This is a genomic window from Noviherbaspirillum sp. FW303-A3, assembly GCF_058788695.1.
On the sequence record NZ_JBYTAZ010000001.1, the window covers coordinates 866,608 to 889,675 of the forward strand.

Consider the following 23,068-nt stretch of genomic DNA (forward strand, 5'->3'; position numbering starts at 1 on the left):
GCGTATCGCCGATTGTTGCCGCATCGCTCATTAATCTTATTTCATGTGGTTCCGCGCGGTATGCGACGGTACCGCAATTTTAACGGAACCCCTATGCATCCCATGCTGAATACGGCGGTGAAGGCCGCGCGCCGCGCTGCGTCGATCATCAACCGCGCTTCGTTTGACATCGACCGCGTCAAGGTCACTACGAAGAATCATAACGATTTCGTCACCGAAGTCGATCAGGCCGCCGAGCAGGCGATCATCGAAGTTCTGAAAACCGCGTACCCCGACCACGCGATCCTTGCCGAAGAATCCGGCGCCTCTTCCAACCTGCACGACGAAAACGACAACGTCTGGATCATTGATCCCCTGGACGGCACGACCAATTTCATCCACGGTTTTCCGCAGTACTGCGTGTCGATCGCATTGCAGCAGAAAGGCCAGATCACGCAGGCTGTAGTGTACGACCCGACCCGCAATGACCTGTTCACCGCGACCAAGGGCGCCGGCGCGTACCTGAACGAGAAGCGCATCCGCGTGAGCCGCCGCGACAAGATGGCGGATGCGCTCATCGGCACCGGTTTCCCCTTCCGGGGCACCGAGGGACTCGACGAGTACATGAAGATGTTCAAGATCATGACCGAGAAATGCGCGGGCCTGCGCCGCCCCGGCGCCGCCGCACTCGACCTGGCTTATGTGGCAGCCGGCCGCCTTGATGGATTCTTCGAGAAAGGCCTGCAGCCATGGGACGCCGCAGCCGGTGCCCTGCTTGTCTCCGAAGCGGGCGGCATCGTGTCCGATTTCAAGGGTGAATCGGATTACCTCTATAAGGGTAACGTCATCGCCGGCACGCCCAAAGTCTTTGGGCAGATGGTGAACCTGCTGTCGCCGTTTGCCTGATCACCCCAGAGTCAACTCCTGAAGCCAGGGCGTGCGCGAAGCCACCCTGCTTCCTCCTTTTGCCCATCCGGCATGACTGCCGAGTGGCAGAATCATTTTAGAGAACACATGTCCTTTACCGAACTCGGTCTATCCGATGAAATCGTCCGTGCCGTTACCGAACAGGGTTACAGCACACCCACTCCCATCCAGACCCAGGCCATTCCCGCCGTTCTGCTTGGTGGCGACCTGCTTGCCGGCGCACAAACCGGCACAGGAAAGACCGCGGGCTTTACACTTCCCATCCTGCAGCGGCTGAAAGGCGGCAAGCCTGCGGCCCGCGGCACGGTCCGTGCGCTGGTCCTCACGCCGACGCGCGAACTCGCCGCGCAGGTAGAAGAAAGCGTGCGCATCTACGGCAAGTACCTGAAACTCCGCTCGGCCGTGATTTTCGGCGGCGTCGGCATCAATCCCCAGATTCAGTTGTTGAGCAAGGGCGTCGATATCCTGGTCGCTACGCCGGGACGCCTGCTGGACCATGTCCAGCAGGGCACTGTCAGCCTGGCCAACATTGAAATCCTGGTCCTGGACGAAGCAGACCGCATGCTGGACATGGGCTTCATCCGTGACATCCGGCGTGTCCTCGCATTGCTGCCGAAACAGCGCCAGAACCTCCTGTTCTCTGCGACGTTCTCCGATGAGATCAAGGACCTCGCCGACAGCCTGTTGAACGCACCGGCGATGATCGAAGTGGCGCGCCGCAACTCGACGGCCGAAATGATCGCGCAGAAGATTCATCCGGTCGACCGCAATCGCAAGCACCAGTTGCTGGCCCATCTGGTCAAGACAAACAACTGGTCGCAGGTGCTGGTATTCACGCGCACCAAGCATGGCGCGAACAAGCTGGTCGAGCAGCTCGGCAAGGAAGAAATCAGCGCACTTGCGATCCACGGCAACAAGAGCCAGTCGGCGCGTACCCGTGCGCTGTCGGAGTTCAAGGACGGCTCGCTCCAGGTGCTGGTCGCGACCGACATTGCCGCGCGCGGCATCGACATCGACCAGTTGCCGCACGTCGTGAACTATGACCTACCGAACGTACCGGAAGACTATGTCCACCGCATCGGCCGCACCGGACGTGCCGGCGCCAGCGGCGAAGCCGTTTCCCTCGTCTGCGTGGACGAGCACGATATGCTCAAGGGCATCGAAAAACTGATCAAACGCTCTCTTCCGAGGGAAGTCATTCCCGGTTTCGAGCCTGACCCGAATGCCCGTCCGCAGCCCATCCAGCTGCGCAGCGGTAACGGCGGCGGCAGGAATCGCCCGGCGCAGCCGAAGCCGGCCGCCAAGACCTCCCGCCCTGCCCCCGCTCCTGCAGGAAAGCCGACACCGCCCAAGCGTCCGGCAGGAAAACTCCTCAGCGGCGACAAAAAGCCCGCAAACCGCAATCGCGGCAGCCAGTAAACCGAGCCATTGCCGCAAGGCGACGCAGCATGCAGACGCTGCGTCGCCCCCCCTCCTTTCAGCACCAATCCCCATTAAAATGGCGGATTACACGCGACATCCGCATTACGCAACACGACAAAGACTGGAATGGCATTGAAACCTGCGCTGAAACCGGCTCCCGAAACATCGAAGCCCGGCCTCGACGCCGCGCTGGAAAAACACACTCCCATGATGCAGCAATACCTTCGCATCAAGGCCAATTATCCGGACATGCTGGTGTTCTACCGCATGGGGGATTTCTACGAACTGTTCTTTGACGACGCCGAAAAGTCGGCCCGCCTGCTCGGCATTACCCTGACGCAGCGCGGCGCCTCGAATGGCAACCCGATCAAGATGGCCGGCGTGCCCTTCCATTCGGTCGAACAGTATCTGGGCAAGCTGGTCAAGCTGGGCGAGTCGGTGGCGATCTGCGAACAGATCGGTGATCCGGCGACCAGCAAGGGCCCGGTCGAGCGCAAGGTCGTGCGCGTGATCACGCCCGGCACGCTGACTGACGCGGACCTGCTCCCCGAAAAATCCGAACGCCCGCTGCTTGCGCTGCACGTCGTCACACAACGGAAATCCGTCGTGGCGGGTCTCGCATGGCTGTCGATGGCGAGCGGCGCATTGCGTGTCATGGAATTTTCCGGCGACGCCAAAACGTTCGATGCACGCCTGAAGCAGGAGCTTGAGCGTATTTCTCCCGCCGAGATCCTGGCCATCGACAATGCGGACCTGTTTTCCCAGTCATCGACCGGCAAATTCACGACGGTGCCAGACTGGCACTTCGACATCAATGCGGGACAGAAGGCGCTGCTTGAACAATTGTCCGTTGCAACGCTGAGCGGGTTCGGCGCCGATGGGTTGAGCGCGGCGATTGGCGCGGCCGGCGCCCTGCTGCGCTACGCACAATCGACACAAGGCAAAGGACTGCAGCATGTACGCACGCTTTCCGTCGAGTCGGAAAATGAGTTCATCGGCCTGGATGCCGCGACGCGACGCAACCTGGAACTGACCGAAACACTACGCGGGCAGGAAGGAAGTACGAACGCTCCCACGCTGTTCTCGCAACTCGACCATTGCCGGACGGCGATGGGCTCGCGCCTGCTGCGCCACTGGCTGCATCATGCGCGGCGCGACCAGGAAGTCGCACGCGCACGCCATGCGGCGCTCAATGCACTCATGCGCGCGGATGCTTCCTCGGGTCTTTCCGCGACGCTCGCCGCCGTTCCGGATATCGAGCGCATCACGACGCGCATCGCCCTCCTTTCCGCCAGGCCGCGCGATCTTGCAGGGCTGCGTGGCGGGTTGCAGCAGTTGCCCTCATTGCGCGCGTATGTGGCCATGTGCAACAAGGATGCCGACGCACCGCTGCTGCGTGCCATCCAGGACGCGCTGGCCACGCCGGGCGAATGCCTTGAATTGCTGGAGCGCGCCATTGCACTTGAACCGGCCGCCATGGTGCGCGACGGCGGAGTGATTGCGCGCGGCTTCGATGCCGAACTCGACGAGTTGCGCGCGCTGTCCGAGAACGCCGGCCAGTTCCTTGTCGACCTCGAGACGCGCGAACGGGCGCGCACCGGCATTGCCAATCTGCGGGTCGAGTACAACAAGGTGCACGGTTTCTACATCGAAGTCACGCATGGACAGACCGACAAGGTGCCCGACGATTATCGCCGGCGCCAGACCCTGAAGAATGCCGAGCGGTACATCACGCCGGAGCTCAAGGCCTTCGAGGACAAGGCGCTGTCCGCCCAGGAGCGCGCACTCGCTCGCGAAAAATACCTCTACGAAAAACTGCTGAACGACCTTGCGCCGCAGATCGGGCTCCTGCAGTCGATCGCGCATGCACTGGCACAGCTCGACGTGCTCGTTGCGTTGGCGGACCATGCGCTGCGCAATAACTGGTGCGCGCCGCATCTCGCCCCCGAGCCGACCATCGTGATCGAACAGGGCCGGCACCCCGTCGTCGAAAACCAGATCGAACGCTTCATCGCCAACGATTGCGAGCTCAACAGCGAACGCAAGCTGCTGCTGATCACCGGCCCCAACATGGGCGGCAAGTCGACCTACATGCGCCAGGTCGCCCTGATCACCCTTCTTGCCTACGTCGGCAGTTTCGTTCCGGCGTCGCGCGCCGTGATCGGACCGATCGACCGGATCTTCACGCGTATCGGAGCGGCAGACGACCTTGCCGGCGGACGTTCGACCTTCATGGTGGAAATGACGGAATCAGCCGCGATCCTCAACGGTGCCACCGAGCATTCCCTCGTACTGATGGATGAAGTAGGCCGAGGCACATCGACGTTCGACGGCCTTGCGCTCGCCTGGGCGATCGCACGACACCTGATCGATGCCACACGTAGTTTTACCCTGTTCGCAACGCACTATTTCGAACTGACCCAGCTGCCTGAGACCCACCCGACCGCCGCCAATGTCCACCTATCTGCGGTGGAGCACAAGGACAGCATCGTTTTCCTGCACGCGGTCCAGTCCGGTCCGGCCTCGCAGAGTTACGGCTTGCAGGTCGCCCAGCTGGCGGGTGTTCCCCAGCCGGTCATCAAGGCTGCTCGCAAGCATCTGGCCGCGCTTGAGGCGCAGTCCGTGCAGGCGACGCCGCAATTCGACCTCTTCGCGGCCTCGGCAGCGATCGTTGAAGAACCCGTCGAGCTTGCACCGGCCGAACCGGCGGCGAACGCGCTGGCGGAAGAACTTGCCGACATCGATCCGGATGCCATGTCTCCGCGCGAGGCATTGGACGCGCTCTATCGCCTGAAGGCGCTGGCCGAAAAACAATGAATCGGACCGTGCTCCAGACGCTCGCGCTATGCCTCGCCGTGTGGCAGGCAGCTCCTGCCATGGCGGAGCCCACCGAATTCAGCTTCGGCGTCGTTGCGCATGCCCGCGCGTCGAACCCTGAAGACAATAGCGGTCTGCTGAGCTCCATAGAAGAGACCGATTCGGACAATCTCGCTTTCGTGGTGATGCAGGGGATCAAGCCAGCCAATGCCGCGTGCACGGACAAGGTCTATCTCCGCCAGAAGTCCGTGCTGGATGGCGCACGAAACGGCGTGATCGTTTCGCTCGCGGCAGGCGACTGGGCAAGATGCCCGCCGGAATCCGGAAAGTCATCGGCAGTCGGGCGGATTGGACGCTTGCGGGACCTGTTCTTTTTCGACGACTTTTCCCTGGGGGCGAGCCGTATTCCGGTGATCCGGCAATCTACGATTGCGAAGTTCCGCAGCTATCCTGAAAACGCCCGCTGGCAGATCGGGGACGTCATGTTCGCCACCGTCAACCTGCCTTCCAATAACAACAACTATATCGTCGATGCGGGAAGGAACAGCGAATTCGAGGACAGACTCATTGCCAATCGCGACTGGCTGAACCGTGTCTTCACTTTTGCACATCGGGAAAAGGTAACGGGTATTGTGCTGTTCAGCGACAGCAATCCGTTCGCCCCTGCCCGCCTGTCTGCCAATCAACGGGATGGATTCGCGGAGACGAGAAAGCTGCTGTCAAACCTTGCGGTGAAATTCCCTGGAAAGATTCTTGTGGTGCACAATCAGGCATCGCACACAGGAGCCATTGTCTGGAATGGCAATGTCGGGGAATACGGGACACCTGCGGGGTGGACCAAGGTCAACGTCGAGACACGGCAGGCAAAGGTCTTTTCAATCGAACCGCGCGCTGTTCACTCGGCGGAAGGCCATCGCTGATTCCTCGCGACACGCCTTTCCTTTGCCCATGTAGTAATGACCGGCGTTTGTAATACCTGCCGCGGAATCAATGCAGCGGATAGCTGCGGAACTGGTCGTCGCCTTCGCCTTCGGCATCACCATGGCGGTGATGATGGCCATGCTCGCCGTGGACGTGCTGGTGCGCCACCTCTTCTTCCGTCGCGTCCCGCACGCCGGCAACGTTCAAGGTAAAGCGAAGCGCCATTCCGGCAAGTGGATGATTGCCGTCCAGCACTACCTGGTCGTCGGCGATATCGGTCACGGTAAAGATGAGCGACTCCTCCCCGCCTGCGGCATCGTCGGGCGTCCCCTCGAACTGCATGCCGACCTCGACGGGGTCGGGCAGGCGATTGCGCGGCTCGATCTTGATCAGGTTGGGGTCGTATTCGCCGAAGGCATCCTCAGGCTCCACCTGGATGGTCGTTTCATAGCCGATGTCCTTGCCCTCGAGCGCTTCTTCGATCTTGGGCAGCGTATTCTCGTATCCGCCGTGCAGATACACCATCGGTTCGCGGCTTTCTTCTATCAGATTGCCTTGTGCATCTGAGAGCTTGTAGTGGACCGTCACTACCGTATTCTTGGCGATCTTCATGAGCCGTCCTTTCGTGTCAACATTTCAGGATTATACTCGCCCGTGCCGCAAGACCTTGCGCCGCGACAGATTCTCGAATCGAGTCCGGCCGGCGGCCCGACTTCTCAGCAATCACCATGCCCATTTAACGACAACAATGAAAAAACTGCCTCTCCTCGGCGGACTCACGCCACAGCAATTTTTCCAGGAATACTGGCACAAGAAACCACTTCTGATCCGGCAGGCCATTCCAGGTTTCAAGCCCCTCCTCACCCGGGAAGAACTCGTTGCCATGGCGGCGCGGGACGACGTCGAGTCCCGTCTCGTCACACACTTCGGCTCGCGCTGGCAGCTCCGGAAGGGGCCGTTCGAACAGCTGCCGCCTTTCGGCAAGAAAGCGTGGACGACGCTGATCCAGGGTGTGAACCTCCACCATGACGGCGCGGATGCACTGATGCAGCAGTTCCGCTTCGTGCCGGATGCGCGGCTGGACGACCTCATGATCAGCTATGCCACCGACACTGGCGGCGTCGGGCCGCACTTCGACTCGTACGATGTCTTCTTGCTCCAGGCGCACGGCAAGCGCCGATGGCGCATCGGTCCGCAGAAGGACATGACGCTGGTGGAAGGCCTGCCGGTGAAAATCCTGAAAAATTTCAAGCCGGAACAGGAGCTCATCCTGGAACCCGGCGACATGCTGTACCTGCCGCCCCATTACGCGCACGACGGCATTGCTGTCGGCGAATGCATGACCTACTCGATCGGGTTTCGCACGCCGTCCTTCCAGGAGCTTGGCGAAGCCTTCCTGCAGTTCATGGCCGACTCGGTTGAGCTCCCGGGTCGATACGCCGATCCAGACCTGGCCGTGACATCCAAACCCGCTGAAATCGGCAACGCGATGCTTGCCCGCATCGCCGATACGCTTCGGCAAATCAAATTCAGCGATGACGATGTCGCCATCTTCCTTGGCGAGTACCTTTCGGAGCTCAAGCCAACGGTCTTCTTCACCCCGCCGGCGCGCGCGACGTCGCTGTCGCGGTTTCTGCAGCAGGCAGAGAAACGCGGTGTGGAGCTTTCACGCAAGACCAGGATGCTCTACCGCGGACGCCATGTATTCATCAATGGAGAATCCTTTGTTGCGGGAAGCGCCGAACGACGTCCGCTGGTGAAGCTCGCCGACCGCAGGCAGCTCGATCCGGAAGACGTGGCGGGCGCGTCCGAGGACGTCCGGGAGACGCTCCATGCATGGCACGAAGACGGTTGGATTTCGCTCCGCAAGAACACATGAAAAGCGTGTTGCGATTGCTTACAAATTCCTTACCGAAAAGAAAAGCGCGGATCACTTGTTGCAAAAAAACCCGCTATAATTGTTGATTAGGATGTTTTCGAATGCCGCAATGCAACACCATGCGGGTGAGAAGACGCCTATAGAGCGATAATTACCGGTAATTATTCATCGCATAATTTTTTTATAATAAATTTTGTAAAGGGAAATCCATGAAAAAGTCTCTGCTGATCGCATCTCTGCTGGCTGTTGCTCTGGCTGCTTGCGGCAAGAAGGAAGAAGCTGCTGCTCCGGCACCGGCTGCTGCTCCGGCTGCTTCCGCACCGGCTGACGCTGCTGCTGCACCGGCTGCTCCGGCTGCTGCCGCACCGGCTGACGCTGCTGCCGCACCGGCTGCTCCGGCTGCTTCCGCACCGGCTGATGCTGCTGCCCCGGCTGCTGCTGCTCCGGCTGCATCCAAGTAATCTGCGATTACTGCATGAAAAAGCCGACCATCCGGTCGGCTTTTTTATTTCTTCTTTCAAACTGGCAATTCGTTCGCCCTACCCCTTCAGGCGAATCCAGTCGAATCCCTCTTCCTGGCAGGCGATCATCACGTCGATTCCCGTGCCCTCCGTAACACCGTGAAGCGCTTCACGAGCAAGTTCGGGCGTATTGTTCTGCTGGCTTAAATGTGCACCGACGACGGTCCTGAGCCGCGACTTGTCCAGGGCAGACAGAATCTCCGCGGTCGTTTCGTTTGACAGGTGACCGAAAGCACCGCCAATGCGCTGTTTCAAGGAATAGGGATACGATGAGTTGGCGAGCATGCGCCGGTCATGGTTGCACTCCAAGACAAGCGCATCGCATCCGCCAAGTGCATGAATAAGATGCGGCGTGGATTGCCCGGCATCCGTCAGCACTCCGAGACGAAACTGCCCATCATTCGCCACATACTGAACCGGTTCGCGTGCATCGTGGGGCACCGTATAAGGCGCGAGCTCGAGGTCCTGGATCGAAAGCCTGTCGCCATCGCGGCAAATGTGCACCGTGACGCCGTCGCAGTCCCTCTCCACAGCTTGAAAGGTACCGAAGCTCAACCAGACGGGAATACGGTGTCGGCGCGCAAACTTGAACACGCCACCGACATGGTCCTTGTGCTCGTGGGTGACGACGATGCCTGCCAGGTCGGCGGGTGCCAGCCCCTTGCATTGCAGGCGTCGCTCGGTTTCACGAATGGGGAATCCGCAATCCAGCATGACAGTCGTGCATGTCGTGCCGGATGCGGTAGAGATCAGAAGCGCGTTTCCTTCACTGCCGCTTCCAAGACTTGCAAATTTCAATACGTGAACTTACTTGAGTTGCTCATTCAGGAGCGAAAGGATGCGATCCGCAGTCTGCGACGAATCCGGACGTCCTTCGGCGTTCAGTACGGACACCTGGCTGGAACCACCGGCCGCCTTCACCGCAACACGGTAACGCTGCGCCGATTTTGCGCTGTCGTCGGAACCAAACGTGAACAGCCGCGACAGGAAGCCCTTCTCCGATGCCTTCTTCTGGTCGGCATCCGGATCGACGTAGCGTACGAAGTAGATGCCTTGCGCACGGTCACGGTCTTCCACCGTGAAGCCAACGCGGTCCAGTGCCAAGCCGACACGGCGCCAGGCGCGGTCGAATCCTTCATCGACCTCTACATAACCGCCGCTCGTGCCTTTGACCAGCTTGGCGCGTGACGGTTGCAGGCCGACATTTGCCACCGTCGTCCTGGCTTGGGTGGCTTCCGCGCCGAGACGAGTCATCAGGCGGGTCAGGAATTCGGCCTCAAGCTCCGGATCGGACTGACGCGGCGTCCACATCGTGCTGTCCTTCTGCTGGCCGACAAGCACTTCCTGCATGCCGCGATGGCTGATGTAGATTTCGGTTACGCCGTCCGCCGTGCGTTCGAGACGAGTACGGAACTTGTCGCGCTCGCCAGTGGAGTACAGCGAATCCAGCGCCTTGCCCAGGGTATTGCGGATGAAATCCTGCGGAATCTTCGCGCGGTTTTCGGCCCAGTCGGTCTCCATCACACCGGCCTGGGGGACTTCGTAACTGATCAGGAATCCGGACTCCTGCCAAAAATCTTTCACTAGGGGCCACAGTGCCTCAGGCGCCTGGTTGACCACCAGCCAGCGCTGGTTGCCGGCGCGGTCGATGCGCATGTCACTGGCCACTTTGACGGCAACCGCGGCAGTAGGCGACGAGGGGCGCGCAGCCTGTTGCTGGCTGTAGGACGATGCCGTTGCCGTACCTCGGTTGGCTTCCGGTATGGCGTAGCGATTCTCGCGCTGCAATTGCGTCAGGTCAGGAGGCACCTCCAGCGACGGCGCCTTGCCGGCGCTCTTGTACTCGACGCGATCCGGTTCCAGCACCGATCCGATGGTGCTGCAGCCAGCGAGGCCGGCGATCGCCAGCCCGAAAATGATTCCACGTTGAGCGATACGAGTGTTCTTTCGAATTGTCATGTCGATGCTGATTGAGGTGAAGTCTGCGTGACTGCCGGACGAAATGCGGCGCTTATTGTAATACACCGGATTCGCGCAGGGCCGCGCGCACGGTGTCGTGGTAGCCCTCACCCAGCGGCACCAGGGGCAGCCTGATGCCGGACGGGATCAGCTCCATTTGTGCCATCGCCCACTTCACCGGAACCGGGTTCGGTTCGACGAAGAGCTTGTTGTGCAGCGGGAGCAGCTTGTTGTTGATCGCAACCGCCTCGGCAACCTTGCCGGCCATCGCTGCGGCGCACAGGTCGTGCATGCCGCGCGGCGCAATGTTCGCCGTGACCGAGATATTGCCCTTGGCGCCGCAGAACATGAGCGCCATTGCAGTCGGGTCATCGCCGGAATACACGGCGAAGGACTTCGGCGCGAGGCGGATGAGGTCGCTGCCGCGCGCGATGTTGCCGGTAGCGTCCTTGACGCCGATGATACCCGGCACTTGCGCGAGGCGCAGGATCGTTTCATTGGCCATGTCGGCGACGGTACGGCCGGGCACGTTGTAGAGGATCGCGGGCAGGTCGACGGCCTCGGCGATCTTCTTGAAGTGCTGGTACATGCCTTCCTGGGTCGGACGGTTGTAGTACGGAACCACGAGCAGGGAGGCATCGGCGCCGACGTTCTTCGCGTATTGCGTCAGCTCGATCGCTTCGGTGGTCGAGTTGCCGCCTGTGCCCGCAATGATGGGGATCCGCTTGGCAGTATGTTCGACGGCGATCTTGATCAGCTCGCAGTGCTCTTCGACCGATACCGTCGGCGATTCGCCGGTAGTGCCGACGATGACGATGCCGTCGGTGCCTTCGGCGATATGCCAGTCGATCAGTTTGCGCAGCCCCGGCAGGTCGAGACTGCCGTCTGCGTGCATGGGGGTGACAATGGCGACAATGCTGCCCTGGATCATGATGGTGTTATCGGGTAAAGAAATAAAAGGTTGATTGTAGCGGATAGCCTGCTCCCGTGGGGCAATACGGGGTGAAAACGGACTCAGGCAAGGCGATACCGGCGGGGCTCGGCTACCGCCGACTTCACGGCACAGATGCGCTGGACCATCGCCGGCTTAGGCGTTTCAACGTATCCATCCTCGAATGCGATGACACGTATGCCGTTCTTTGCGGCCCACTCGAGGAGTTCGCCGGAACGCAGCAGGAAGTCCGGATTGGAAGGCTTGCCAAATTGCTCATTCCCGGCAGCGAAGGTTTCGTAGACAAGGACGCCTCCGGGAGCAAGGCTGCGAAGGATGTGCGGAAAAAGCGGACGATGCAGGTAGTTCGCGACGACGATGCCCGCGAATTTGCCGTCTTCAAACGGCCACTCCGTGTCATCGGCTTCGAGATCTATCTGGCGGGTGTCGATACCCGGACCGGCCGTCGATTCCAGTGCCGAGGCATCGCGGTCGACTCCGACAACACGGTACCCAAGTCCTGCAAGAAGGCGCGCGTGGCGCCCTCCTCCGCAGGCAAGGTCGAGTACCTGGCCTGCGGGAATGAGCGGTGCAAATCGCACGACCCAAGCCGAAGGCGTGTCAGGAGAGACGTGGGAAGCCAAGGTGCCGGACTCAGTTGTAGCCCAGTCCCATCGCGTCGCGCACATCCCGCATCGTTTCCTGCGCCAGCTTGCGGGCCTTGTCGCAGCCGTCGGCAACAATCGCGCGCACCAGCGAAGGATCGTCGAGGTACTTCTGCGCGCGCTCGCGCATCGGCTCCTGTTCCTTGAGGATGGAATCGACGATCGGCTGCTTGCATTCGAGGCAACCGATGCCCGCCGACTTGCAGCCCTTCACGACCCAGTCCTTGGTTTCCTGATCCGAATACACCTGATGCAGCTGCCATACCGGGCATTTTTCCGGATCGCCCGGGTCGGTGCGTCGCACGCGTGCCGGGTCGGTCGGCATCGTACGGACCTTCTTGGTCACCGACTCCTTGTCTTCGCGCAGCGTAATCGTGTTGCCGTAGCTCTTGGACATCTTCTGTCCATCCAGGCCTGGCAGGCGCGAAGATTCCGTCAGTTTCGCCTGGGGTTCGACCAGGATGATCTTGCGGCTGCCTTCGAGGTAGCCGAACAGGCGCTCGCGGTCGATCATCGACAGGTTCTGCGTTTCGTCGAGCATGGCCTTCGCCTGCTCCAGCGCGTCCGCGTTACCCTGCTCCTGATAGGCCGTACGCAGTTCGGTGTACATGCGTGCGCGCTTGCTGCCAAGCTTCTTGGTGGCTTCCTGCGCCTTTTCCTCGAAGCCCTTTTCCTTGCCATAGAGGTGGTTAAAGCGGCGAGCGATCTCGCGCATCATTTCAATGTGCGGAATCTGGTCTTCGCCCACCGGCACCTGGCTGGCGCGATAGATCAGCACGTCGGCCGCCTGCAGCAGCGGGTAGCCAAGGAAGCCGTAAGTGGCGAGGTCGCGGTCGGCGAGCTTTTCCTGCTGGTCTTTGTAGGTCGGCACACGCTCCAGCCAGCCGAGCGGTGTTGCCATCGACAGCAGCAGGTGCAGCTCTGCATGTTCCGGCACCTTCGACTGGATGAACAGCGTCGCCTGCGACGGATCGATGCCGGCTGCCAGCCAGTCGATCACCATGTCCCAAGTACTCGTTTCAATGATGCTCGGGTCATCGTAATGGGTGGTCAGCGCATGCCAGTCGGCGACGAAGAACAGGCAAGGCAATTCGGATTGCATCTTGATCCAGTTCTTCAGTGCGCCGTGAAAGTGGCCAAGGTGCATCGCACCAGTCGGACGCATGCCGGAAACTACGCGGTCGGGATACATAGTGTTCAGTTCAGAAAAAGAGTCAGGGGGAAAAGGATCAGTTTCAGGGCTTCATGTGCCAGCAGCATCACCGGCGCCATCCAGAAGTACAGGACTTTCAGGAGCACAAGGCCCATGACGATGAAGAAACCATAGGGTTCGATTTGCGCAAATTTGTAGGCGAGCCGGTTGGGCAATGCACTTGTCAGGACGCGCCCGCCATCCAGCGGCGGAATCGGAAACAGGTTGAACGCGAACATCACAAGGTTGCTCAGTACGCCTGCCTGCGCCATCCGCAGGAAGAACGGCTCCTGAACATCACCCACGCCAAGGATGATCGCAAAAATCATCCAGAGCAAGGCCATGACGAAATTCGCCCCCGGCCCGGCAAGCGCCACCCAAGCCATGTCGCGCTTGGGCTTGCGCAAGTTGCCGAAGTCGATCGGCACAGGCTTGGCATAACCGAAGAGAAACGCGCCGGAGGTGGCGACATAAAGGATTGCCGGAATGATCAGGGTTCCGAACGGATCGATATGCTTGATGGGGTTGAGGCTCATCCGGCCCTGCAAATAAGCCGTCGAATCGCCAAAGTAACGCGCAGCGTAGGCGTGTGCCGCCTCATGCAGGGTAATCGCGAAGATTACCGGCAGTGCATACACTGCAATCGTTTGAATAATCTCATCCATTGGGGGATTTTATCAGAGGGGGAAAGATGCCCGCCGTGAACGGCGGGCGAGGGTTCAGAGCCCGAACATCGATGCGTCGCCGCGTCCCTGCCGCACGAGCGCCGGCTCGTCGTCCGTGAGGTCGACGACCGTGGTCGGCTCCAGATGGCAGGCGCCGCCGTCGATCACCAGCTCGATCTGGCGTTCCAGCTGGTCGCGGATTTCTTCCGGGTCGGTCAGCGGATCATCCTCTTCGGGAAGGATCAGGGTGGTACCGATCAGCGGCTGCCCCAGCTCTTCGAGCAGCGCCTGGGCAATCGTGTTTTCCGGCACACGCAGGCCGATGGTCTTGCGCGAAGGATGGCTGAGGCGGCGCGGGACTTCCTTCGTCGCCTCCAGGATAAAGGTGAATGGTCCCGGAGTTGCCGCCTTCAACATCCGGTACTGCCGATTGTCGACACGCGCATATTGCGCGATTTCACTCAGGTCGCGGCACAGCAAGGTCAAGTGATGCTTGTCATCCACGCCGCGGATGCGGCGCAGGCGCTCGACCGCTGCCTTGTCGTCGAGATGGCTGACCAGCGCATAGCATGAGTCGGTCGGCAGCGCGACAATGCCGCCGCCGTGGATGATTTGCGCCGCCTGCTTGATGAGGCGCAGTTGGGGATTATCTGGATGGATTTGAAAAAATTGGCTCATAAAAAGAACGGCGGCCTTGAACGACCGCCGTTACAGGTTTCTTGTTATCAGTATGCACTGCACAGCGCTGCAATACGTTCTTCAATCGGAGGATGGCTCGAAAACAGCGCGGCAAAACCCGAGCGGCCGCCATTGATGCCGAAGGACTTGAAGTTCTGCGGCATGCTCTCCGGCGGCTCCAGTCCGCCAAGCCGCGCCAGCGCCTTGACCATCGGCTGGGGATTGCCAAGGAGCTTGGCTGACCCGGCATCGGCACGGAACTCGCGGTAGCGCGAGAACCAGGCAACGATAATCGAAGCAAGGATGCCGAACACGATTTCGCAGACAAACACAGTGACCATGTAGCCGATACCCGGCCCGCGGTCGTCGTTGTTGCGAAGCACTGTCTTGTCGATCAGATATCCGACCACACGGGCAAGGAACACGACAAAGGTGTTCACCACGCCCTGGATCAGCGTGAGCGTCACCATGTCGCCATTGGCAACGTGGGCGATCTCGTGTCCGAGCACGGCCTCGACCTCTTCCCTCGTCATGTTTTCCAGCAGTCCGGTCGAGACAGCTACCAGTGCGGAATCCTTGAATGCGCCGGTGGCAAATGCATTCGCTTCGCCGTCGTAGATCGCGACTTCGGGCATGCCGATACCAGCGCGGTCAGCGAGCTTTTTCACGGTGTCGACGAGCCACAGCTCCGTCGATGTCGAGGGGGCATCGATGACGTGCGCGCCGGTCGACCATTTCGCCATCTGCTTGCTCATGAGCAGCGAAATAATGGCGCCGGTAAAGCCGACCACGAGGGAATACACCATCAGCATGCCGAGGTTGAGACCGTTCGCGGTGAGATAGCGGTTGACGCCGAGCAAGGACAGCACCACCGACATCACCAAAACGACAGCCAGGTTGGTCGCCAGGAAAAGGACGATTCGTTTCATGGATTAGCCTCCGTTTGAAAGCGACATCTAGATAGGGTTATTTCCCGGAAATTCAAGTGGCGCATCATGCCACAAAAGCAAGGCACCACCCTTGCGGGGGAGCGCAATTACATGCGCCAGTCGTGCCAGACGGGCGTCAGGCTGGGAGGTAACGGGGGAAGCGAGCCCAGTTCGGTCTGCGATTCGCCGGGGGCATGGAAATCCGATCCGCGCGAAGCAAGCAGGCCGTGGGCGCGAGCGACACGCGCGTAGATGCCGAATTCCTCGACGGTGTGGCTTCCAGTCACGACTTCAACGCCTGTTCCGCCGGCACGCTTGAATTCGGCCAGGAAAACATCCTGCTCCGTGTCGGTGAAATCGTAGCGCCCGGGATGGGCGACCACGGCAATCCCGCCTGCGCCGCGAATCCACTTGACGGCGTCTTGCAGCGTCGCCCAGCGATGCGGCACATAACCCGGCTTGCCTTCGGTCAGGTATTTGGAGAAAACCTCGTGAACGTCCCTGCAAATACCGGTTTCGACGATGTGCCGTGCGAAGTGGGTGCGTGAAATCAGGTCCGGGTTGCCGACATACTTCAATGCCCCCTCGAATGCATCGGGGATACCCGAGGCAGCGAGTTGCTCCGCCATTTCGTGGGCGCGGCGCTCGCGTCCGGAACGCGTGCTGTAGAGACCCTTGATGAGGTCTTCGTTCTTCTCGTCGAAATTCAGGCCGACGATGTGGATGGTGTGACGCGCCCAGGTGACCGAAATCTCGACACCGGTCACATAGCGCAATCCCAGCGCATGAGCGGCCTCGCGTGCTTGCGGGATGCCGCCGATTTCGTCGTGATCCGTCAGCGCCCACACATCCACGCCCCCCGCCTTCGCGCGCGCGGCAACGGCCGCCGGCGAGAGCGAACCGTCGGATACGGTGGAATGGCAATGAAGATCGACGTTAAGCATGCATTCGGAATTGATAGGCAGGATTGAACTATTGTACGCCGAGTGTGCGCCACTCTGCTGGCAAATGCCTGCAATTCCTGTTCGACAGCGCGCGAGACGGGACTATCCGGGGTGAGCGGCAAGGAACTGTTCGATCACGCGGGCAAGCGCCTCGGGCTGGTCATGGTGCAGCATGTGGCCTGCGTCCGCGATTGATGCTGTCGTGACATTCCGAAGGAAGCTGATTCGGCGGTCGATTTCGATGCGCGCCGTTTCCTTTGGCCCCATCCAGCGCCATGCTTCGGTATCGTCCGCCTCCACCCACAGAACCGGCGCGGCAATTGCCTGCCAGCAGGCAAGCACTTCTTCTACGCGGTAGAGAACGGGGCTGACCAGCTTGTGCGCGGGATCGCCGAGAATATCCCACTCGCCGCGCTCGTTTTCGGCGGACCAGTGCCGCGACAGGAAATCCGCACGCTCGTCCGTCAGACGGCGATTGTTTTTCTGCAAGCGCCGTATCACGTCTTCACGCGATGCGTACGGACGCATGCCCGGCGGATCGCGCAGTTCTTCGAGCCATTTCGCATAGCGCTTCGGTGCCTGCTCCGGACGCGTCGCTGCCAGTCCGAAACCTTCAAGATTGATCAGACTGCGGACCCGTTCCGGCCGCGCGCCCGCGTACAGGCACACGACATTTCCTCCCATGCTGTGTCCAAGCAAATTCACGGGCTGGTCGGGGGAATAATGCTGGAGGATCGCGTCGAGATCGCCCATATAGTCGGGGAACCAGTAACAATCGACGCCGGGATTTTTCGTCAGGCCGAAACCACGCCAGTCGGGCGCGATCACATGCCAGTCGCCCTGCAGGCAATCGACCATGAACTGGAACGAAGCGGCGACGTCCATCCATCCATGCACCATGAACAGCTTCGGCGCGCCCTCCGTGCCCCAGTGCCGTACGTGGTATTGAAGGCCCCGTACAGGGATGAATTCGGAGCGGGATGGCTTCATGTTTTTACGTTACCCAGGTCAAGAATGAAATTCCCGGAAATCGGCATAATAGCCAGATTGCCGGAAAGGCAAATTAATAGAACGCCCGTTCGATAATTATAATGGAGAGGACATGACTTCTGCTGCAAGCGCCCCCCGGACCGACCGCTACGATGAGCTGTACAACCATTTCCACTGGCATGTTCCCGAAGCGTTGAACATCGCGCAGGTCTGCTGCACCCGCTGGGCCGGCGAGAAATCGCGGATTGCGATTTACTACGAAGACGATCAGGGCAATAGCGCCACCCTCACCTATGCGGCACTGCATGAACAGAGCAACCGGCTGTCCAATGTGCTCGCCCGCCTCGGCGTGAAAAAAGGCGATCGCGTGGCGATCATCCTTCCGCAGCGCATCGAGACCGCCGTGGCACACATGGCGTGTTACCAGTTGGGCGCCGTCGCCATGCCGCTGTCCATCCTGTTCGGACCGGATGCGCTGGAATACCGGTTGCAGAACAGCGAAGCGGAAGTCGCCATCGTCGACCAGGCCGGCCTGGACAACCTCCGCCAGGCTCGCCCGAACTGCCCTGCGCTGAAACATGTCATCGCCGTCGATTGCGATGCTACCGATGCGCTGGACATGAATACCGAGCTGTCGAAGGCGCGCACGAATTTCGATCCAGTGCCGACCCTGGCGAAGGATCCTGCCGTGCTCATCTACACCAGCGGCACCACGGGCGCGCCGAAGGGTGCGCTGATTCCCCACTCCGCAATCATCGGCAACCTGACCGGATTCGTTGCGTCCCAGAACTGGTTTCCGCAGGAGGGCGATGTGTTCTGGTCTCCCGCCGACTGGGCATGGACCGGCGGATTGATGGATGCGCTGCTGCCGTCGCTGTATTTCGGCATGCCGATCGTCGGCTTCCGCGGCCGCTTCTCGCCTGACACGGCCTTCTATCTCCTCGAGAAATACGGCATCACCAACACCTTCCTCTTCCCGACGGCGCTGAAGATGATGATGAAGGCCTATCCGACGCCCAAGGACATGTTCAAGCTGAAACTGCGTGCGATCATGAGCGCCGGCGAAGCGGTCGGCGATACCGTGTTCAACTGGTGCCAGTCCGCGCTCGGTGTCACGCCGAACGAAATGTTCGGCCAGACGGAAATGAACTACATCGTCGGCAACAGCGTGCTTCAGTGGCCGGCGAAACCCGGCAGCATGGGACGCGCCTACCCGGGCCATCGCGTTGCCGTTATCGACGACGACGGCAATCCGGTCAAGCCCGGCGAAATCGGCGAAGTGGCGCTGCACCGTACGGACATCCACGGCCATCCGGACCCGATCTTCTTCATCGAATACTGGAAGAACCCGGACGCCACGCGCAACAAATACACCGGCGACTGGTGCCGTACCGGCGACCTTGCCCTTGCCGATGAGGATGGTTACCTGTGGTACCAGGGCCGCGCGGACGACATGTTCAAGGCGGCCGGCTACCGCATCGGCCCTTCGGAGATCGAAAACTGCCTGGTCAAGCATCCGGCAGTGGCAAATGTCGCCGTCGTGCCCAAGCCGGACGCGGAACGCGGCAATGTCGTCAAGGCGTTCATCGTCCTGACGGCCGGCACGCCGCGCAACAGGGATGCCGACGAAAAACTCATCGCGGAACTGCAAACGCATGTGCGCGGCAAGCTCGCGCCATACGAGTATCCGAAGGAAATCGAGTTCATCAACGAACTGCCGATGACCACGACCGGCAAGGTGCAGCGTCGGGTATTGCGCCTCATGGAGCAGGAGCGCGCGGCGCAGCGGTAGTCCGGTTACCTAGCCGAACAGCCGCGCAAGCTGGAAGGACGACCGCACGCCGAGCTGCCTGAAATTACGCTCCAGCCAGGCCTCGGCGCGCTGCCGCCCTTCTTCATGCAAACCGTGGATAAAAGCGGGATGCGCATTGAGTTTGCTGTGCCTGCCGAGCTGGCTCATCAGCTCCTGCGATTCGACGACATGCATGTTGAGATGTCGCAGGCGCCGCTCAAGCCGTCCGAACGAGAACCATCCGCGCTTGGCCTCCCGCTGCGCCAGCATCAATCCCTGGAGCTCGGTGAAGAAGGTGGAGCTGAACCCCATTTCGGTCAGCCTGTGCCAGATGCCGTCCGCGCTGCGCGGCACGTGGTCGTGCGGCTGCGGATGCAGCAGCACAACCACGATGTCGCGCGCCACGCATTTGTGAACCAGCGGAAAAAGCGGCGGATTCGCTGTCAGCCCGCCATCCCAGTACGCTTCGCCATCGATCTCCACGGCGCGATGCAGCAAGGGAAGGCAGGCCGAAGCAAGCAAGACATCCATTGACAGCTGCCGGGTACGAAACAGCCGGAGCGTTCCGGTGCTGACCTGCGTCGTCGCGATGAACAGGCGTATCCCGCACTCCGCACGCAGCCGTTCAAAGTCCACCTGCTTTGCGAGGATGTCGCGCAAGGGATTGATGTCAAACGGATTGAGCTGGTAAGGCGAAAAGAAACGGAGCAGCGAGAGCAAGGGTTTGAACGCCGGCGGAAGATCGGACTGCGCTGCAAGATTGGCCGGCGGTACGAGATTGTCGGGGACGCTGCTGAAGGGCGCGCTATTGGCAACCGCCTCCCAGAAATCCCGCAGGGCCTGCCGCGCTCCGTCGCGTCCGCCGATCGTCATCCCGTGTGCAAGCACCACGGCATTCATCGCCCCGGCGCTCGCGCCGCTAATTCCTTCGATCTCGATGCGTTCATCCTCCAGCAGACGGTCGAGCACGCCCCAGGTGAAGGCGCCGTGCGATCCGCCGCCCTGCAGCGCGAGTGTGATTGTTTTTTTCTCCATGGCTTCCGGTCATTTCTTGCGCCGCCCGTATCGGCGGCTGCGTATTTTTCATATCAATGATATGCCCGCACACCGGTCGTGGCCGGCACGCGTGCATCGCGAAATGAGAACCGCAATTATTCTTTCTTCTGCTGCGCCTGTTGCGCCTGCTCGGCCTCGTTCTGGATCTTCTGGCCAAGCTGCTGGAGTCCTTTGCCGGCCACCTCGGCGGCCTTGTTCAGTTCTTCGCCGGCGCGCGATGCCGCCTGGTCCAGCTGCTGGCCTGCTTTTTCGGCGGGTCCCTTCTCGCCGGCGGCGGTATCGGTTTTCTCGCAGGCGGCAAGCCCGGCAATGAAAATGGCTACCATGAGCAGCCGCGGAAAGACAGTTCCTGAAATCGACATGATGCGCTCCCTCGTGTATGCGGAATTAATCCCATGTCAACAAAGACCCCGTTCGGCGGGGCAAGGTTCCTTCAAATTACCAACAGGAAAGCGAAGGGATCAGGCAAGTAGTTCAGCCAGCTCGGCCTCGCTAAAGCCGGCAGCACGGCGTGCTTCCAGGTTGAACGGGCCGCGCATTTGCGGCGCCTTGTATTCCTGTGCCAGATCGGCGTAAATTGCGACGGGATCGAGGCCGCGTTCCTTGCATAGCCAGCCGAACCAGCGGTTGCCGGTGGCGACATGGCCGATTTCGTCGCGCAGGATGATGTCCAGGATTTCCGCTGCCGCCTGGTCACCAGCCTGTGCGAGTTTCGCCCGCACTGGTGGAGACGCATCCAGCCCGCGCGCCTCCATTGTACGAGGCACGAGCGCAATGCGCGCCAGGACATCGCCGCTCGTCTTTTCTGCCATGTCCCACAGGCTGTTATGCGCAGGAAAATCGCCATAGGCGAACCCCAGTGTCCGCAGATGCGCGTCCAGCAAGGAGAAATGCAATGCCTCCTCGGCGGCGACATGCAGCCAGTCTCCATAGAAATCGGACGGCATGCCGGGGAAGCGCCAGATGGCATCCAGTGCCAGGTTGATTGCATTGAATTCGATATGGGCCAGCGCGTGAATCATCGCGGCACGGCCTTCCGGTGTGCACATGGAACGGTGCTTGACCGAAAGCGGTGACACCAGTTCGGGACGTGCAGGCCGGCCAGGTATCGCCACCTGCGGGTGCAGTCGCACTGCCGTATCGAGGGCAAGCTTGCCCGCCGCCCAGCCAGCCTGGAGCGACTTGACGCCCTCCGCCTTGGCGACAGGGTCTGTTTCGCACAGCAAATCCAGGGAAAGCGCGCGTAGCTCCCGGGGGCGGTCATTCGATGTGTTCATGCGATGGGCGGTAAAATGTCGGATTCACACCAAATTCCCGATTTTACGGAAATCCATGGCCATCTACCAATTGGGCGACAACGCCCCACAGATCGATCCTTCCGCCTATGTCGCCGATTCAGCGAACGTTATCGGCAAGGCACGCATCGAAGCAAACGCGAGCGTCTGGTTCGAGGTCACGATACGTGGCGACAATGAACTGATTACCGTGGGCGAAAACAGCAATGTCCAGGAATGCTGTGTACTCCACACCGATCCCGGCTTTCCGCTCACGATCGGCAAGAACGTGACCGTGGGCCACCAGGCCATGTTGCACGGCTGCACGATCGGCGACGGCTCCCTTGTCGGCATCCAGGCTGTCATTCTGAATGGCGCAAAAATCGGCCGGAACTCATTGGTCGGCGCCGGAGCCCTCGTGACCGAAGGCAAGGAATTCCCCGACAACTCGCTGATCATCGGCTCGCCGGCCAAGGCAATCCGTACACTGAGCGAAGAAGATATCGCCCGCATGCACGGCAATACCGCGAATTACGTCAAGCGCGGCCAGCTGTTCAAGAAGGAACTGAAACGAATTGGGTAATGATGGATACGCTGCAACGATTTATTTTTGAAAATGCCGCTGTACGCGGCGAACTGGTCGAGATTTCCGAGACCTGGAAACAGATCCAGGCGCGCAAGGATTACCCGGCGCCCGTCAGGACGCTGCTGGGCGAATTGCTTGCCGCCGCCGCCCTGCTGACGGCGAACCTGAAGTTCAAGGGCATGATGATCCTGCAGATGCACGGGGATGGCCCGGTGAAGCTGCTGGTCATCGAATGCGATTCCGACCTGCGCCTGCGCGCGACGGCAAAGCTTGCCGCCGACGCCGTCATTCCGGAAGATGCCGGCCTCAATCAACTCGTCAACGCACATGGCCAGGGGCGCTTCGTGATCACGCTCGATCCTGCGGACAAGCTGCCTGGACAACAGCCCTACCAGGGCATTGTTCCTCTCGACGGCGAGTCCGTCGCGATAGCAATCGAGAATTACATGCTGCGCTCGGAGCAGCTCGACACCAAACTATGGCTGGCCGCGGACGAGAACGTGGCGCGCGGCCTGTTGCTGCAAAAGCTGCCGCGCGACGGCGGCTCCGGCACGCAGGTGGCGGATGACATGGAAGCGTGGAACCACACCGTTGTGCTGGCATCGACGCTGCGCAAGGAAGAAATGCTCTCGACCGACATCAACACCTTGCTGCGCCGTTTGTTCTGGGAAGAGACGATCCGCGTGTTCGAACCGGCTCATCCAAGCTTCCACTGCAGTTGCAGCCGGGAGAAGGTCGGCAACATGCTGATCATGCTGGGCAAACCGGAAATCGATGCCGCGCTGGACGACTTGGGCAAACTGTCGATCAATTGCGATTTCTGCGGCCAGCACTACGAATTCGACAAAGTCGATTGTGCGCAACTGTTCGCGACGGACAATACCCGCGATGCGTTGCAACAGGCGGGCAGTTCCCGGCACTGAAAATGAAAACGCCGGGTT

The 23,068-nt window shown here is 60.6% G+C and carries 23 protein-coding genes; 9 read left to right on the plus strand and 14 right to left on the minus strand.

Annotated elements, in window-relative coordinates:
• Window positions 1-93 precede the first annotated feature (93 nt).
• The 4 genes from AC3WOY_RS04255 (at window position 94) to AC3WOY_RS04270 (ending at window position 6,065) form a co-directional block, all read left to right on the plus strand.
• The gene (locus tag AC3WOY_RS04255) at window positions 94-885 is read left to right on the plus strand and encodes an inositol monophosphatase family protein (protein WP_492421113.1); all 792 of its coding nucleotides are present in this window, start codon (window positions 94-96) and stop codon (window positions 883-885) included.
• Window positions 886-993: 108 nt separating this feature from the next.
• On the plus strand, window positions 994-2,325 hold the full coding sequence (locus AC3WOY_RS04260) for a DEAD/DEAH box helicase (RefSeq protein ID WP_492421114.1): 1,332 nt from the start codon (window positions 994-996) through the stop codon (window positions 2,323-2,325).
• 210 nt (window positions 2,326-2,535) lie between these two features.
• The gene (mutS, locus tag AC3WOY_RS04265) at window positions 2,536-5,145 is read left to right on the plus strand and encodes a DNA mismatch repair protein MutS (RefSeq protein WP_492429185.1); all 2,610 of its coding nucleotides are present in this window, start codon (window positions 2,536-2,538) and stop codon (window positions 5,143-5,145) included.
• A gap of 8 nt (window positions 5,146-5,153) precedes the next feature.
• Window positions 5,154-6,065 (plus strand): hypothetical protein, encoded by a 912-nt coding sequence (locus AC3WOY_RS04270; RefSeq protein WP_492421115.1) that lies wholly within the window; start codon window positions 5,154-5,156, stop codon window positions 6,063-6,065.
• A gap of 67 nt (window positions 6,066-6,132) precedes the next feature.
• Here the strand turns inward: AC3WOY_RS04270 and AC3WOY_RS04275 are convergent, their stop codons facing one another.
• Window positions 6,133-6,678 carry an FKBP-type peptidyl-prolyl cis-trans isomerase gene (locus AC3WOY_RS04275; protein ID WP_492421116.1) on the minus strand — a complete coding sequence of 182 codons (546 nt, stop codon included), beginning with the start codon at window positions 6,676-6,678 and terminating at the stop codon, window positions 6,133-6,135.
• Between the two features lie 136 nt (window positions 6,679-6,814).
• Between AC3WOY_RS04275 and AC3WOY_RS04280 the strand changes: the two genes are divergently transcribed.
• Together AC3WOY_RS04280 and AC3WOY_RS04285 are read left to right on the plus strand one after the other, a co-directional pair.
• On the plus strand, window positions 6,815-7,945 hold the full coding sequence (locus AC3WOY_RS04280; RefSeq protein ID WP_492421117.1) for a JmjC domain-containing protein: 1,131 nt from the start codon (window positions 6,815-6,817) through the stop codon (window positions 7,943-7,945).
• 209 nt (window positions 7,946-8,154) lie between these two features.
• Complete coding sequence (locus AC3WOY_RS04285; RefSeq protein ID WP_492421118.1) at window positions 8,155-8,406, plus strand: hypothetical protein; 252 nt, start codon at window positions 8,155-8,157, stop codon at window positions 8,404-8,406.
• Window positions 8,407-8,484: 78 nt separating this feature from the next.
• Here the strand turns inward: AC3WOY_RS04285 and AC3WOY_RS04290 are convergent, their stop codons facing one another.
• The 10 genes from AC3WOY_RS04290 to AC3WOY_RS04335 all read right to left on the minus strand — a co-directional run bounded on the left by AC3WOY_RS04290 (window position 8,485) and on the right by AC3WOY_RS04335 (window position 17,419).
• Window positions 8,485-9,264, minus strand: coding sequence for an MBL fold metallo-hydrolase (locus AC3WOY_RS04290; RefSeq protein WP_492421119.1), 780 nt, complete (start codon window positions 9,262-9,264; stop codon window positions 8,485-8,487).
• Between the two features lie 9 nt (window positions 9,265-9,273).
• A complete protein-coding gene (gene bamC, locus AC3WOY_RS04295; RefSeq protein WP_492421120.1) occupies window positions 9,274-10,425 on the minus strand; it encodes an NlpB/DapX family lipoprotein in 1,152 nt (383 codons plus the stop codon).
• 52 nt (window positions 10,426-10,477) lie between these two features.
• Window positions 10,478-11,356, minus strand: coding sequence for a 4-hydroxy-tetrahydrodipicolinate synthase (dapA, locus tag AC3WOY_RS04300; RefSeq protein ID WP_492421121.1), 879 nt, complete (start codon window positions 11,354-11,356; stop codon window positions 10,478-10,480).
• An 83-nt stretch (window positions 11,357-11,439) separates the two neighbouring features.
• The gene (locus tag AC3WOY_RS04305; protein WP_492421122.1) at window positions 11,440-12,000 is read right to left on the minus strand and encodes a class I SAM-dependent methyltransferase; all 561 of its coding nucleotides are present in this window, start codon (window positions 11,998-12,000) and stop codon (window positions 11,440-11,442) included.
• Between the two features lie 10 nt (window positions 12,001-12,010).
• A complete protein-coding gene (locus AC3WOY_RS04310; protein WP_492421123.1) occupies window positions 12,011-13,213 on the minus strand; it encodes a tryptophan--tRNA ligase in 1,203 nt (400 codons plus the stop codon).
• Between the two features lie 5 nt (window positions 13,214-13,218).
• Entirely contained in the window at window positions 13,219-13,878 is a 660-nt protein-coding gene (locus tag AC3WOY_RS04315; protein ID WP_492421124.1) for a site-2 protease family protein, read from the minus strand.
• A gap of 54 nt (window positions 13,879-13,932) precedes the next feature.
• A complete protein-coding gene (locus AC3WOY_RS04320; RefSeq protein ID WP_492421125.1) occupies window positions 13,933-14,556 on the minus strand; it encodes an L-threonylcarbamoyladenylate synthase in 624 nt (207 codons plus the stop codon).
• 47 nt (window positions 14,557-14,603) lie between these two features.
• Window positions 14,604-15,485, minus strand: a complete 882-nt coding sequence (gene htpX / locus AC3WOY_RS04325; RefSeq protein WP_492421126.1) for a protease HtpX — start codon at window positions 15,483-15,485, stop codon at window positions 14,604-14,606.
• 107 nt (window positions 15,486-15,592) lie between these two features.
• Window positions 15,593-16,429 carry a 3',5'-nucleoside bisphosphate phosphatase gene (locus AC3WOY_RS04330; protein ID WP_492421127.1) on the minus strand — a complete coding sequence of 279 codons (837 nt, stop codon included), beginning with the start codon at window positions 16,427-16,429 and terminating at the stop codon, window positions 15,593-15,595.
• A gap of 102 nt (window positions 16,430-16,531) precedes the next feature.
• Window positions 16,532-17,419 (minus strand): alpha/beta fold hydrolase, encoded by an 888-nt coding sequence (locus AC3WOY_RS04335; protein ID WP_492421128.1) that lies wholly within the window; start codon window positions 17,417-17,419, stop codon window positions 16,532-16,534.
• Between the two features lie 112 nt (window positions 17,420-17,531).
• Here AC3WOY_RS04335 and AC3WOY_RS04340 point away from each other — a divergent pair, with 112 nt between their 5' ends.
• Window positions 17,532-19,211: an acetate--CoA ligase gene (locus AC3WOY_RS04340; protein ID WP_492421130.1), complete on the plus strand. Its 1,680-nt coding sequence runs from the start codon at window positions 17,532-17,534 to the stop codon at window positions 19,209-19,211.
• A 9-nt stretch (window positions 19,212-19,220) separates the two neighbouring features.
• On the opposite strand, the gene AC3WOY_RS04345 is transcribed toward AC3WOY_RS04340, so the two are convergent.
• From AC3WOY_RS04345 to AC3WOY_RS04355, 3 genes are all read right to left on the minus strand, one after another.
• Window positions 19,221-20,246, minus strand: a complete 1,026-nt coding sequence (locus tag AC3WOY_RS04345) for a patatin-like phospholipase family protein (protein ID WP_492421132.1) — start codon at window positions 20,244-20,246, stop codon at window positions 19,221-19,223.
• A 116-nt stretch (window positions 20,247-20,362) separates the two neighbouring features.
• A complete protein-coding gene (locus AC3WOY_RS04350) occupies window positions 20,363-20,629 on the minus strand; it encodes a hypothetical protein (protein ID WP_492421134.1) in 267 nt (88 codons plus the stop codon).
• Between the two features lie 99 nt (window positions 20,630-20,728).
• Window positions 20,729-21,544, minus strand: a complete 816-nt coding sequence (locus AC3WOY_RS04355; protein ID WP_492421136.1) for a ferritin-like domain-containing protein — start codon at window positions 21,542-21,544, stop codon at window positions 20,729-20,731.
• A 55-nt stretch (window positions 21,545-21,599) separates the two neighbouring features.
• Between AC3WOY_RS04355 and AC3WOY_RS04360 the strand changes: the two genes are divergently transcribed.
• Together AC3WOY_RS04360 and hslO are read left to right on the plus strand one after the other, a co-directional pair.
• Complete coding sequence (locus AC3WOY_RS04360) at window positions 21,600-22,124, plus strand: gamma carbonic anhydrase family protein (RefSeq protein WP_492421138.1); 525 nt, start codon at window positions 21,600-21,602, stop codon at window positions 22,122-22,124.
• The gene (gene hslO, locus AC3WOY_RS04365; RefSeq protein WP_492421140.1) at window positions 22,124-23,050 is read left to right on the plus strand and encodes an Hsp33 family molecular chaperone HslO; all 927 of its coding nucleotides are present in this window, start codon (window positions 22,124-22,126) and stop codon (window positions 23,048-23,050) included. The genes AC3WOY_RS04360 and hslO overlap by 1 nt, the downstream gene beginning before the upstream one ends.
• Window positions 23,051-23,068 lie beyond the last annotated feature (18 nt).

Bases quoted from the DNA above. Each gene is read 5' to 3' on its own strand.
- AC3WOY_RS04255 (WP_492421113.1), top strand. From the start codon at position 94: ATGCATCCCATGCTGAATACGGCGGTGAAGGCCGCGCGCCGCGCTGCG.
- AC3WOY_RS04260 (WP_492421114.1), top strand. From the start codon at position 994: ATGTCCTTTACCGAACTCGGTCTATCCGATGAAATCGTCCGTGCCGTT.
- mutS (WP_492429185.1), top strand. From the start codon at position 2,536: ATGATGCAGCAATACCTTCGCATCAAGGCCAATTATCCGGACATGCTG.
- AC3WOY_RS04275 (WP_492421116.1), bottom strand. From the start codon at position 6,678: ATGAAGATCGCCAAGAATACGGTAGTGACGGTCCACTACAAGCTCTCA.
- AC3WOY_RS04280 (WP_492421117.1), top strand. From the start codon at position 6,815: ATGAAAAAACTGCCTCTCCTCGGCGGACTCACGCCACAGCAATTTTTC.
- AC3WOY_RS04285 (WP_492421118.1), top strand. From the start codon at position 8,155: ATGAAAAAGTCTCTGCTGATCGCATCTCTGCTGGCTGTTGCTCTGGCT.
- bamC (WP_492421120.1), bottom strand. From the start codon at position 10,425: ATGACAATTCGAAAGAACACTCGTATCGCTCAACGTGGAATCATTTTC.
- dapA (WP_492421121.1), bottom strand. From the start codon at position 11,356: ATGATCCAGGGCAGCATTGTCGCCATTGTCACCCCCATGCACGCAGAC.
- AC3WOY_RS04310 (WP_492421123.1), bottom strand. From the start codon at position 13,213: ATGTATCCCGACCGCGTAGTTTCCGGCATGCGTCCGACTGGTGCGATG.
- AC3WOY_RS04315 (WP_492421124.1), bottom strand. From the start codon at position 13,878: ATGGATGAGATTATTCAAACGATTGCAGTGTATGCACTGCCGGTAATC.
- AC3WOY_RS04320 (WP_492421125.1), bottom strand. From the start codon at position 14,556: ATGAGCCAATTTTTTCAAATCCATCCAGATAATCCCCAACTGCGCCTC.
- htpX (WP_492421126.1), bottom strand. From the start codon at position 15,485: ATGAAACGAATCGTCCTTTTCCTGGCGACCAACCTGGCTGTCGTTTTG.
- AC3WOY_RS04330 (WP_492421127.1), bottom strand. From the start codon at position 16,429: ATGCTTAACGTCGATCTTCATTGCCATTCCACCGTATCCGACGGTTCG.
- AC3WOY_RS04335 (WP_492421128.1), bottom strand. From the start codon at position 17,419: ATGAAGCCATCCCGCTCCGAATTCATCCCTGTACGGGGCCTTCAATAC.
- AC3WOY_RS04340 (WP_492421130.1), top strand. From the start codon at position 17,532: ATGACTTCTGCTGCAAGCGCCCCCCGGACCGACCGCTACGATGAGCTG.
- AC3WOY_RS04345 (WP_492421132.1), bottom strand. From the start codon at position 20,246: ATGGAGAAAAAAACAATCACACTCGCGCTGCAGGGCGGCGGATCGCAC.
- AC3WOY_RS04350 (WP_492421134.1), bottom strand. From the start codon at position 20,629: ATGTCGATTTCAGGAACTGTCTTTCCGCGGCTGCTCATGGTAGCCATT.
- AC3WOY_RS04355 (WP_492421136.1), bottom strand. From the start codon at position 21,544: ATGAACACATCGAATGACCGCCCCCGGGAGCTACGCGCGCTTTCCCTG.
- AC3WOY_RS04360 (WP_492421138.1), top strand. From the start codon at position 21,600: ATGGCCATCTACCAATTGGGCGACAACGCCCCACAGATCGATCCTTCC.
- hslO (WP_492421140.1), top strand. From the start codon at position 22,124: ATGATGGATACGCTGCAACGATTTATTTTTGAAAATGCCGCTGTACGC.